Annotated in this window: 11 protein-coding genes and 1 tRNA gene; 5 read left to right on the top strand and 7 right to left on the bottom strand. The window is 47.3% G+C overall.

What is annotated here, in order from left to right:
- From BUB85_RS19370 to pap, 5 genes are all read left to right on the top strand, one after another.
- A partial coding sequence (locus BUB85_RS19370; RefSeq protein ID WP_143160794.1) for an IS66 family transposase occupies nt 1–299 on the top strand: 299 nt, incomplete at its 5' end.
- A 150-nt stretch (nt 300–449) separates the two neighbouring features.
- Nucleotides 450–626 (top strand): hypothetical protein, encoded by a 177-nt coding sequence (locus tag BUB85_RS21610; RefSeq protein ID WP_159434685.1) that lies wholly within the window; start codon nt 450–452, stop codon nt 624–626.
- Between the two features lies 1 nt (nt 627).
- Nucleotides 628–843, top strand: coding sequence for a hypothetical protein (locus BUB85_RS19365; protein WP_073113150.1), 216 nt, complete (start codon nt 628–630; stop codon nt 841–843).
- Between the two features lie 148 nt (nt 844–991).
- The gene (locus tag BUB85_RS19360) at nt 992–1,798 is read left to right on the top strand and encodes a hypothetical protein (protein ID WP_084534144.1); all 807 of its coding nucleotides are present in this window, start codon (nt 992–994) and stop codon (nt 1,796–1,798) included.
- An 83-nt stretch (nt 1,799–1,881) separates the two neighbouring features.
- Nucleotides 1,882–3,375: a polyphosphate:AMP phosphotransferase gene (pap, locus tag BUB85_RS19355; protein WP_073113149.1), complete on the top strand. Its 1,494-nt coding sequence runs from the start codon at nt 1,882–1,884 to the stop codon at nt 3,373–3,375.
- Between the two features lie 100 nt (nt 3,376–3,475).
- Here the strand turns inward: pap and BUB85_RS19350 are convergent, their stop codons facing one another.
- The 7 genes from BUB85_RS19350 to BUB85_RS19320 form a co-directional block, all read right to left on the bottom strand.
- Nucleotides 3,476–4,213, bottom strand: coding sequence for a peptidylprolyl isomerase (locus BUB85_RS19350; protein ID WP_073113148.1), 738 nt, complete (start codon nt 4,211–4,213; stop codon nt 3,476–3,478).
- A gap of 299 nt (nt 4,214–4,512) precedes the next feature.
- On the bottom strand, nt 4,513–6,198 hold the full coding sequence (locus BUB85_RS19345) for a PucR family transcriptional regulator (protein WP_073113147.1): 1,686 nt from the start codon (nt 6,196–6,198) through the stop codon (nt 4,513–4,515).
- A gap of 88 nt (nt 6,199–6,286) precedes the next feature.
- Entirely contained in the window at nt 6,287–7,657 is a 1,371-nt protein-coding gene (locus BUB85_RS19340; protein WP_073113146.1) for an amidohydrolase, read from the bottom strand.
- A gap of 139 nt (nt 7,658–7,796) precedes the next feature.
- Complete coding sequence (locus tag BUB85_RS19335) at nt 7,797–8,489, bottom strand: hypothetical protein (RefSeq protein WP_073113145.1); 693 nt, start codon at nt 8,487–8,489, stop codon at nt 7,797–7,799.
- 29 nt (nt 8,490–8,518) lie between these two features.
- Nucleotides 8,519–9,262, bottom strand: coding sequence for a DUF5058 family protein (locus BUB85_RS19330; RefSeq protein WP_073113144.1), 744 nt, complete (start codon nt 9,260–9,262; stop codon nt 8,519–8,521).
- 50 nt (nt 9,263–9,312) lie between these two features.
- A complete protein-coding gene (locus BUB85_RS19325) occupies nt 9,313–10,491 on the bottom strand; it encodes a M20 metallopeptidase family protein (protein ID WP_073113143.1) in 1,179 nt (392 codons plus the stop codon).
- A 603-nt stretch (nt 10,492–11,094) separates the two neighbouring features.
- Nucleotides 11,095–11,165: transfer RNA gene (locus BUB85_RS19320), tRNA-Gly, on the bottom strand.
- Between the last annotated feature and the right edge of the window lie 435 nt (nt 11,166–11,600).

The following is an 11,600-nucleotide window of genomic DNA, read 5'->3' as shown; positions in this document are numbered from 1 at the left end:
GTGGTCGAAAGAAAAAGACCAAGGTACTAAATCTAATTGACAGACTTGTGAATTACAAGGCATCAGTCTGCTTATTTATAAAGAATCTCTGTGTTCCGTTTGATAATAACCTTGCGGAACGTGATTTGCGCATGATTAAGGTTAAAACCAAGGTCTCAGGATGTTTTCGCAGTGAGGAAGGCGCACAGGAATATCTTACAATCATGAGCTATATTGGGACTGCTCATAAGCATGGAATAAATGCTTTTACAGCAATCAGAGAAGCCCTTTTAGGGAATTCCGATATCATCTTTAACTAATGGAGTTCTGAACAGTTACACTATATGTATATCAAAGAGAACGATTTTTCATGTAAAAGATGAAAAGTTCACGATAACCTGCGACACACGCATGTGAGAGACAACGGATATGATGTGGTTTGGAAATGCGTTTATAAGGAGAGGATTGATATGACCTGCACGGAAAGGATTCAAAGGATCAGGCTGTTGGAGAAGATGAAGGAGCAGCCTGAATACAGCAAAAAGCTGGGATTGGAAGATGTATCTCAATTCCATAGAAATGTGAAGGAAGAGGAAAAGGTTTTAAATGATTTGACCATGTGGGAAAGGCAGATAGGAGGAAGATAGAATGTTGACGTTAATATTTGTGATTATGATGTTTGTGGTTTTCGGAAAGCTGATTATGCTTGCCATCAGAGCGACATGGGGAATTACAAAGGTGCTGTTTACGGTGGTATTTTTACCGGTGATATTGATCTGTATGGTAGTCGGCGGACTGGTTTCAGTGGCACTGCCAATACTTGTGGTAATTGGGGTTGTAGCACTGATCGGAGCGGAAAGATAAAAGTTCGTGAGAAAGCCATATATTTCATTCGGCAGGCTGAAATATATGGCTTTTTCCACTTTAAAGATGTAAAATAATATATTATAAGCTGAAAAATCTAATAAGGACGGGGGAAAGAAAAATTACACGTAAAGAGGATAAATTACTTATGAATGCAAAATACAAAAAAATACTGATGGTGGTGATTCCGCTGATTATAGCAGTCCTTTCTATCTTTGTGGTGTCGAAGTACGCGACATCCGCAAAGTTCCATGAAAAGACGATTGAATCGCTGGATGAGAAGAGAAATACGGCGTTGGCGCTGACTGCGACATCGACGGCTGCATCGGCGGCAATCACATTGATTCCGGGGGATGTGGCGACTCCGATCGCAGATAAGCTTGCGGATTTGAGCTCGTATTTTCTTGTGGTGATCTGCGCGATATATCTGGAAAAATATTTGCTGACAATTACAGGATATGCAGCATTTGTGCTGCTGATCCCGATCGCGTGTCTGCTGTTTGCTTCCAACGTGTTTTGGGAGCGGGACATTATCAGTATTCTGGCAAAGAAGATGTTTATATTTGCAATTGCGATTGTATTGGTAGTCCCGGTGAGCGTGAAAGTGGCTGATCTGATAGAGGCGACTTATGATTCGTCCATAGAGGAAACCATTGATTCGGCCCAGGAGACGACAAAGGAGATCACGGACAGCGCGAAGCAGGATGAGGAAGGATGGTTTGCCGGAATTATTTCCAAGGTAAAGGACGGAGTATCCGGGGTGATAAAGAAGGTGGAGACGATTCTGAATAATCTGATTGAAGCGCTTGCGGTGATGATTGTGACGTCCTGTGTAATTCCAATTCTCGTGCTGATGTTTTTTGTGTGGCTGATTAAAATCTTTATCGGAATAGATCTCAGTTTACCAAATCCGAAAAAAATGAGTACGGTGATGAAAAAACATAGAAGTGTTTAGAAGATATCGAGAGACATAAAAATTATAAGCTATATGAATATCTGGGTTAACTGCGTCATGTTAAAATATAAGGAGGCTAATGTATGCTTGAGAAAATGGATTTAACAAAAAAGATGGACAAGGAGACTTACAAGGAGAGGCTTGAGGAGCTTCAAGCACAGCTGGGCGAGCTTCAAAGAGAATGTAAGACACTGGAAATTCCGGTCATGATCGCATTTGAAGGATTTGATGCGGCGGGAAAGGGATCACAGATCGCAGAACTGATTCAGGCGCTGGATCCGCGTGGTTTTGAGGTGCATGCGGTCAAGCAGGAGACGGAAAATGAGCGGATGTATCCGTTCCTGTGGCGTTTCTGGACGAAAACTCCGGAGAATGGAAGGATTGCAATCTACGACAGCAGCTGGTATCGCAGGGTTTTAATTGAGCGTTTTGAAAAACTCATAACGAATGAACAACTGGGCGATGCTTATGATTCCATCTGCGCATTTGAACGTCAGTTATCCGATGGAGGGATGGCTATCATCAAGATTTTTTTATGTGTCGATCAGAAGGAACAGAGAAAAAGGTTTGATAAGCTGCTGGAATCAAAGGATACGGCATGGCGTGTGACAAAGGGGGATCTGGAACGCAATGAGAAGTTTGCCAAGTATCTTGCAATCAACGAAGAGATGCTGCAGAAGACAGACACAGATTATGCACCATGGACGCTGGTAGAGGCGACGGACCGCAGATTTGCGACGATCAAGATCTATACGACCGTTATCCAGATTCTGAGGGCGAAGGTAGAGGCGGCAAAACGGCCAAAGCCAGAAGTGCCTCAGTCGACAGTAAAACAAGAATACGATAAAGAACTGCAGAGCTCGATTCTTTCGAAGGCAGACCTTTCCAAGTCATTAACGGAAGAGGAATATAAAAAGAATCTGAAGGTTCTCCAGAAGAAAATCAAGAAGCTTCATGGGGAAATGTATCTCAAGAGAATCCCGCTGGTACTTGGATTTGAAGGCTGGGATGCAGGTGGAAAGGGCGGCGCAATTAAGCGTCTGACGCAGAAGATGGATCCGAGAGGCTATGTTGTACACCCGACCGCATCGCCCAACGACATTGAACGCAAGCACCATTACCTCTGGAGATTCTGGGAGGCGATGCCCAAAAACGGACATGCCACGATCTTTGACCGCACCTGGTATGGAAGAGTTATGGTGGAGCGTATCGAGGGCTTCTGTACAAAAGAAGAATGGCAGCGGGCATACAAAGAGATCAATGACATGGAGAATGATTTGGTCAATGCGGGTGCCGTTGTCATCAAATTCTGGCTGCAGATCGATAAGGATGAGCAGGAACGGCGCTTCGAGGAGCGGAAGATGAATCCGGAGAAGCAGTGGAAGATTACGGATGAGGACTGGAGAAACCGTGAAAAATGGGACCAGTATGAAGAAGCTGTTGATGAGATGCTGATTCGTACCTCGACTCCGAAGTCACCGTGGGTGGTCGTGGAAGGTAACGATAAGTACTATGCAAGAATTAAGGTTCTGCAGACGGTTGTAGATGCGCTGGAGGCAAAACTGAAGGAATCATAAGATAAACGCAAAAAAGAAAGTGCCTTCCACGGAGGGCACTTTCTTTTTTGCAATCTGCAGTGCAGTCACCTTTAAAATGATTACACACCAACACGCTATTTTATTTGCAGTACTTAGCTCTTAATTCAGCTTCTTTTGCTTCGATGATCTCTTTTTGCTTATTCTGAATCAGAGTGGTCTTAACAGAATCTTTCACGTCAGCGTATGGTGAAGCAGCGGCATCGCTGTGGCTTTCCACTTTGATCAGGTGATAGCCGAACTGTGTTTTTACCGGTCCGATGACTTTGTTGAGATCGGCGTTGAATGCAGCCTCCTCAAATTCGGCAACCATCTGTCCGCGGCCAAACTCGCCGAGATCACCGCCGCGCTGTCCGGATGGGCAGGTGGAATGTGTCTGGGCGGCATCCTCGAAGGAGATGGACTCCGCTTCGATATTGTTCAGGACATCTTTGATCTCATCCTCAGATTCCATCAGGATGTGTTTTGCGTGTACAGTTTCCGGTTTCTGGAACTGCTCTTTGTGCTCGTTGTAATAGCTCTCAGCCTCTTCATCTGTCACTGTGGCAGCCTGTAATACGTTGCGCATAGCCAGCTGACCGAGGAGATCACGCTCCACATTCTTCATGGTGCCCTTGTACTCCTCGGTTTCATTCAGTTTTTCTTCTTTTCCGAGTTCTGCAAATAAATACAGAGAGACAAACTGCTTTTTGAAAAATTCCACGGCGTCCGGATTCTGAAGGTATGCCTGCTGTTCAGCAGGAAGTCCCTGCTTGAAGCTGTCAAAATCAGCCTCGGTGATCTCTTGTCCTGCAACTACTGCGATTACATCATTGTTCATTTGTTTTCTCCAATCTGTTTATGTCATTTTTAGGTACTGAGGTTCCGGCCCGCCTTTGGCAGGATGTTCCCCGGTACGAGAAGCAGATGGCACAGTGAGCGAACTGTGTTCGCGTGCATCTGCATTGGCACTGAATTTCATTTTATGTGATAAGTGAAGGTTTGTACAGCTTTTTTTAAGCATACGTTGTTTATTTTGTTTATACTTTTATTTCCGCACAGAAAAAACATATTCGACCAGCTGTTGCCTCATACGTAAAGCAGTGAAGCGGATACACATGAGGTGGATGGGGCAGTCGGTTACAGATCAAGAAACTGCAGTAAAATCGTGGCGTTTAATTTGGCAATCGGGCTGTCCCAGTCCAGCGTGAGGACGTCATTCAGCTTTTCAATCCGTTTCCGGATGGTATTGATATGAACAAACATTTTCTCTGCCGTGATACTGTAATTCATGTTGTTTTCCAGATAGATCTTCAGGGTTCGGAGCAGCTCGACATTTCTTTCATCCGCCATCAGATCCCGATACTGTGACAGCATTCCCTCGAGTTCAGGCTCCGGGATCTGGAGCCAGGCGAGAGGCCCCATGTCCTCATAATACCAGATATTCTTCTGGGGGAAAAGCAGTTGTCCCATCTGCAGGGCCTTCCAGCACTTGTTGACACTTTCTTTGAGTCCGTAGAAATTCTTTTTTTCGCTGCTGATACCAAATTGTAATTTTAATTCCGGACATTTTTCAAGCATGAGCCTTTGAAAACGTTCTAAAACAGAAGCGGCGTTCTCCTCGGCGTTGATAAAGAGCATGCCCTCGTTCTCACCGATGATGGCGATGCGCGCGGCCTTGGGGAGACTACTCTCCTGAAATGCGTGGATGATTTCCTTTCGTCTGCTCTGCACTCCCTTGTTTGCGGACTGGGTGTCGGGGGAAGGTTCGCTATAGTACTCTTCAGTGGATAATCTGTCGCCGGCGATGCGGCCTGCCGGTGCTTCGTGTTGAAACAAAACATAAGTATACTGGGTGTTCAGGGACAACCCCTGGAGGTTGGCCTGGAACATGAGATCCTTGCACTCTTTGTCGGAATTCAGCACGTAGAGAATAAAGTTCTCGAAGCCGATATTGCCGACATTTTTGGTGATGGTAATCTGTTCGTACAGGCTCTGCAGCATCAGGAATGCGATCCGGATCGAGTATTCGTCGTAGTAATCCAACAGCTCTCTGGATTCCATTACCACGAAAAATGCCTGAAGGGTGCCGTTAATCGTGATGGGAATCCGGATCCAGCTGACTCTCGGTCTGTCGCCCGCCTCCTGCTCCACCAGACGGTAGCGGCTCATGTGGATATAGTCGCAGAGGGTATGTCTGGTGTGGGGCATGGAGGGATCCCAGAAATCTTCATCGGACAGACCGAAGGAATCGGCGATCCTGCGGAAATGGACGGAACTGTAGTACCCGGTCTCCTCCAGAAAATCAAACAGAAATGCCGGAAATTCCATTTCTGCCTCCACCGCCTGCAGGATTTTTTTGATCTTCTGCTCTTTGTAGGATACATTGGGGATCTTGTTCAGGCCCTGGCTTCCGCTGATTCGAAATCTGCGGATGGTCTGGTTCATCACGGCGATATTGATCTCGCTCATCAGTTCCATCCATGGGATAGAAAAGGGCATGGTAATCAGCGGGATATCGTGTTCTTCAAAGAGCTGGATCATCTCTTCCGGAATATGGTCCAGATAGCGGTCGCGTTTGAGCATAAATGCAGAAGTAACCGGCATGTGTCCCTCTTCAAATGCAATGCGGATGCAGTCGGGCTCCTGGTGGAGCACATAGCCGGAGGAGAGGACCAGTTCTTTTCCCTTGGACCAGCGGGTGGCATCCGGGGCCTCCAGGGTGGCAATGCCCTGAATTTCCTTTGACAGACCCTTATGTCCGGCGACTACATGAAAATCTTTAAAATAATCCAGTGCAAGCAATTCTCTTACTGCAATTCCCATTTCATTTCCTCCATTTGTTTCAATAAATTATGCGTTAAAGTAAAAACACCCGGTTTCCATCTAGAAACCGGGTACATTATCGTATCGCTTATTTTTCATGATACATTGGAACATACTCCTCATTGTGGCGCACGTTAAATTCTTCGGTGATTTTCTTCAGGTCCTCAGGCTTTGTGAGCAGATCGTAGACGATGCCGGAACTGATTCTCGCGGCATACAGCGCGCCCTTCTCGCCGATGCTGGACCCGGCTGCTGCGGCAGCCTGCCAGGTGTGCGGTGCACATCCCACCGGCCAGCATGCCGTGGTGAAGATGTTCGTCGGCATCAGGCAGCTTACGTCACCGGTGTCCGAGGACGCCTTCATCTCACAGGTCTTCCACATTTCCCGCGGAGATACCTCCAGTGCCAATGCGGTATCATAGATTCGATATAAATTTCTCTCTTTTTCCATAATACCTTGATTTAAACTTTCTTGCAACTTTTTTGCAAATAAAAGTTCGTCTTCTGTGTACTGCGGGGTCTCGGCCTCTGCGATATTTGCGTAGGTGAGATCTGCATAGGCAGTGTTTTCCAGCAGTTCGCTGCAGCCGCAGTCCAGTGCAATTTCTACCTCGGTCTCGGTCATGAGCGCCGCGCCCTGCGCGATTTTTTCGATTCTTAGCATGGTCTCTTTTACATCGGACAGATGTGGTGCTCTCACGTAGTACCATGCGCTTGCTTTGTCCGGTACGATGTTCGGGGCAAAGTTACCGCTGTCAGTGGCGTAGTGGATCCGGGTGTGATCGATGACGTGCTCCCGCAGATAATTGCTTCCCACATTCATAAGCTCTACCGCGTCCAGGGCACTCCGTCCCTGCTCCGGTGCGAATCCCGCGTGAGCGGTCTGGCCCTTAAAGTAGAAATGTGCGGAGGCGTTGGCCAGATATGCCCGGTCATGGACCATGTTGGTGCTGGACGGATGCCAGGTCACCGCGGCATCGCAGCCGTCGAACATGTGGTAATAGGCCATTTTTACTTTTCCGCTCAGCAGTTCCTCCTCTGGACAGCCGTACAGTCTCAGTGTCCCCGGCACTTGTTCCTGCTCCAGAAATCTTTTTACGGCGATGGCTGCCGTTATGGCAGCGGATCCGAGCAGATTGTGCCCGCATCCATGCCCCGGGCCACCGGCCTCGATGGGATCTTTTTTGCCGCTGACCTTCTGCGATAAGCCAGGGAGCGCATCGTACTCGGCGGTGATGGCGATGACCGGTTTTCCGGTCCCATACTCCGCGCAGAATGCGTAGGGCAGATGCTCGTCAGTTTTGATCGTGAAGCCCTCTTTTTCGAGAATGTCCTTCAGATAAGCGGAGGAGCGTTGCTCCTGTCCGCCTGTCTCCGGATTGTTCCAGAGCGTCCGGCACATTTCCCGGCACAGGGGCTCCAGATTTTGTATTTCATTATATAAGAATTGTTTTTTCATATTGAACCTCTCAATTTGAACATCAGCCCATCCTGAATTTGGCTTCTCCAAATGGGCTGATGCTGCATGTCAGATTTTCAGAGCAAGCCTGACATAATCGACGCAGAAGCTGATTCTGCGCAGGTACTAAGGCTGCAGATTAAGCCGCTGTTTTTGCAGCGTTCTTCATAGTTGCCATACCAACGGCGATACTGATAAATACACAGCCCAGGGTTCCAAGCCAGTTGGATGCGCCCGGCAGCCAGTTGAACACGCCCATACCGATCAGGAAATATAATACGAGAGCGATCACGACCATGATGATGCTGTGCTTTTTCATTTTGATACCGAACTGGATCAGCAGTGCGCCGAACAGTGCAGGCAGCAGGTAGTTCAGTGCAGTCCGGACTCCATCCGGCAGCATGGCCAGCACGGAGGTTCCGAGAACGGCGCCGATGGTGAGAACCGCCACGTTGATGATGATCGAAACGGCCATACCGAGTGTTGCGATGATGGAGCCCTTGTCTGTTCCGGGCTCAACCTCTGCGGATACCTGTGCCATACTCGCACATGGAATACGCATGTTGGAAATGTTCCCGGAAAGGAATGCCATGTAGGTTCCGGCTGATCCGACAACCGGGAAGTAGGAGATGGGCTCCACGAACCACAGTACGCCGAATGCGCTGGCACCGCTGACAAATGCGGTCAGAAGGGCAGCCGGTTTTGGAAGGATTCCGAAGACCAGTGCAAGCACCAGTGCCGGCGTGAAGGAAACAAGCACACCCAGATACCCGGTGATCTTTCCAATTTTATTTACTTTTGGCACATATTCATCTTTATAATAATTATTCATAGTTTTCAATCCTCCTTGGATAAAGTTGTTTATATAATCGCAGTGATAATCATGGCAGCCAGAATGGTGATGGTGAGCGACCATTCTTTTAACCAGCCGATGTTTTTCTTATTGGCAACGGTTGTCAGTATGGCCATGAAAATGGCTCCGAGAATACATGCCAGTGCATTTTTTCCTGCGGCTCCCACGGTGACAGAATCTGCTTTCTGAACCATGGAGTAGACAGGCTTTGACAGGTGGCTTGCGCACATTGCCGCAAATACACCGATGATGGCACAGGATGCGATGGTGGTCAGGGTTCCAGTATTTCCTTTGGAGAGCTTGTGCTCGATCTTATCCATTTTGTTGGCGGAGAAGGTTGCGAAAAGTACCCATCCGATGGAACACAGGATCATGGTCCATACTGCCATGGCAAGAGCTTCTTCTGTCATTGGGTCAGTTCCCAGTGTTACACCGACCGCGGAGGTTCCAAGTCCCGCTGCGATGGATTCAAACATAACCGAACCGATCATGGAGAGACGCATCCATCCCATCGGACCGCCGACAGTCACCAGCAGCGAGAGCATTCCGCTCAGCACCACGATGGAAGGTCCAATCGATGTGAAGGCACTGCTCTTCATGGCCTTTTTCATCTGTGTCTTACTTAAACCTACTTTTTCTCCGGCATTGTAAGCGCCCCTCGCAAAAAGAACCGCCTGTATTAATACAAAAACTACGGGTATTCCGCATGCAATCCACATGGGAATACTGTTTGCAATATCCATTATATTCATTTCTCATTTCCTCCTATTGGTATTGATAACTTTTTGACCCGAGTATCACATTATTCGTTTCCGTGCTTTGACAGCCAGTCCATGGCGATCTTGGCATGGATCGCAGCCCCTTTATAAAGCACGTCTTCATTGAATAGGACTTTCGGGTTGTGCTGACCGGTCCATTTGCTCTGATCCTCCACACCGGCACCGAAAAAGAAGTAGCTGGCTGGAATGATGTCGGAGAATATGGCAAAGTCTTCCGAACCCATCACATGCATTCCCGGGACAATGGTGTATCCGAGATTCAGCCCCTCGATGCTGTCCAGATACTCTCGGCTCAGTGTCTCGTCGTTTATGACGCCAGGCACGTTGCTGAGCTCCTCGACGACGCAGGTGGTGCGGAATGCAGTGGCCACGGCGGGGACGATCTCGTTGATCCGGCGGATCAGAAGCGTGCTGACCTCTTTGTCAAAGGTCCGGAGCGTGCCCTGCAGCACACATTTTTCAGGGATCACATTGGCGGCGTCCCCGGCGCTGAACTGGCCGATGGTGAGAGCAGCTTCCGCGGATGGCGGACATTCTCTTGCAATCAGAGACTGCAGTGCGTGATAGACCTCCACACCGGCGTTAATCGGGTCAATACAGATCTCCGGCTGTGATCCGTGTCCGCCCCTTCCGGTCAGTGTGATCTTAAACCCGTATACGGATGCCATGGGGCGCGGTCCGTAGGTCAATACGTTCGGGGACAATCCGGCGAACACGTGCATTGCAAATGCTGCATCGACGTGCGGATTCTCGAGGACGCCTCCGGCAAGTGCCGCCCTGGCTCCGTGGAATGTCTCTTCCCCAGACTGAAATAGAAGTTTTACAACGCCCGGCAGATCGGCTTCGTGAGCCTTCAGCAGCTTTGCTGCGCCGAGAAGCATCGTCGCGTGCATATCATGCCCGCATCCGTGCATGCATCCGTTGGTCGATGCGAAATCGAGTCCGCTTTCCTCCACAACCGGAAGGCCATCCGTGTCGCCTCTGAGCATGATACATTTGTTTCCGACGCCGATTGATGCCACGATGCAGGAGCAATCCTCCAATACGGTATATGTAATCCCCATTTCATCGAGCTGTTCCGTGATAAACTGAACAGTTTGCGGCAGGTGAATGTCTACCTCCGGTATCTGGTGGAGTGTTCTTCTCCAGAGAACCATCTCATCCTGCATATTTTGTGCTTCTTGTGCCAGTGACTCATACATAGTTTTCTCTCTCCCTTCATTAATTTGCACTAAGAGGAACCTTGGTGTCCGCGCAGATACCTCGGACGAAGTCCACATTTCAGTGCGGCGGCTTCATATGGCAGTTCGAAACCAGAACAGTCTGGAACTGCGGTGTTGATTTATGTATAGATGTATAAAGTATTGTAATAAAATCAATGGGGATTAACTATGAAGAAAAGTTTACTTTTTTGTCGATTTAAGGAGAAGGTGAAGAAATATTCGTTTCAAGAGGTGACTAAGTGAAAAAAAGTTTCATTTAGAGCCAATATACTGGCACAGAAATGTCTGGATGGAGAGTTTACGCAAAATGACCGGCTGTCATGGAACAGCCGGTCATTTTTATACCTAAAGGAATGAGAGTAAAGCAGGCATTCTGCTATGCCATACTTTGTGAGGGGGCGATAGTCTGTATCAACTATCTGACTACAAGTATAAGTGGAAACTGTGTATAAGTTGTGTCAATGTTATAAAGGAATCCTAAACTAAAATATAATAATTATAAAGTTTATAAAGAAAAAAACAAAACAGGGTTGGCATTCCAGTCCTGTTTTGACTTCTGAAAATAAAAATGGGTACAAAAAAAGCGGGTGATGGGAATCGAACCCACGTATCTAGCTTGGAAGGCTAGTGTTCTACCATTGAACTACACCCGCGAACGTATTTTATATTAACATTATTTTCTGGAAAATGCAAGTGCGATTTTTATGTTTTTTCAAAACCGGTTGAAAGTGCGAATTTTATATTTTTAAATAAGGTTGCCGGTGCGAATCTTATGTTTTTTCAAATACTGCATGAATCAGCTAAGGGTGGGCAGTTATTCTTTCACTGAGATATAACATAAAATGGGGCTGTCGCACTAGCTGATTAAATTCAGCGGTGCGCAGCTCTTTTTTTCCTACAGAAATGTCCTTTTTATTCCATTTCTGATTCATATTGATTTTTGGGCGTACTTGAACCAGACCTTCTATGAAAAGGTTGTTTTGAATTTTGATAGTTCAAAAATCATGCTGTTTTAAGTTCAAATAAATGCTGTCCTATTTTACCGGATTGTATTTTTCTGTGAAGTTTATTGATGTTATGAGCAATTG

The sequence above is a fragment of the Hespellia stercorisuis DSM 15480 genome, assembly GCF_900142165.1.
Taxonomy (GTDB): Bacteria; Bacillota; Clostridia; order Lachnospirales; family Lachnospiraceae; genus Hespellia; species Hespellia stercorisuis.
This window is presented reverse-complemented; position numbering and strand designations above follow the sequence as displayed.

Coding starts and splice junctions, on each gene's coding strand:
- BUB85_RS19350 (WP_073113148.1), bottom strand. CDS start 4,213: ATGAACAATGATGTAATCGCAGTAGTTGCAGGACAAGAGATCACCGAG.
- BUB85_RS19365 (WP_073113150.1), top strand. CDS start 628: ATGTTGACGTTAATATTTGTGATTATGATGTTTGTGGTTTTCGGAAAG.
- BUB85_RS19330 (WP_073113144.1), bottom strand. CDS start 9,262: ATGAATATAATGGATATTGCAAACAGTATTCCCATGTGGATTGCATGC.
- BUB85_RS19345 (WP_073113147.1), bottom strand. CDS start 6,198: ATGGGAATTGCAGTAAGAGAATTGCTTGCACTGGATTATTTTAAAGAT.
- pap (WP_073113149.1), top strand. CDS start 1,882: ATGCTTGAGAAAATGGATTTAACAAAAAAGATGGACAAGGAGACTTAC.
- BUB85_RS19360 (WP_084534144.1), top strand. CDS start 992: ATGAATGCAAAATACAAAAAAATACTGATGGTGGTGATTCCGCTGATT.
- BUB85_RS21610 (WP_159434685.1), top strand. CDS start 450: ATGACCTGCACGGAAAGGATTCAAAGGATCAGGCTGTTGGAGAAGATG.
- BUB85_RS19340 (WP_073113146.1), bottom strand. CDS start 7,657: ATGAAAAAACAATTCTTATATAATGAAATACAAAATCTGGAGCCCCTG.
- BUB85_RS19335 (WP_073113145.1), bottom strand. CDS start 8,489: ATGAATAATTATTATAAAGATGAATATGTGCCAAAAGTAAATAAAATT.
- BUB85_RS19325 (WP_073113143.1), bottom strand. CDS start 10,491: ATGTATGAGTCACTGGCACAAGAAGCACAAAATATGCAGGATGAGATG.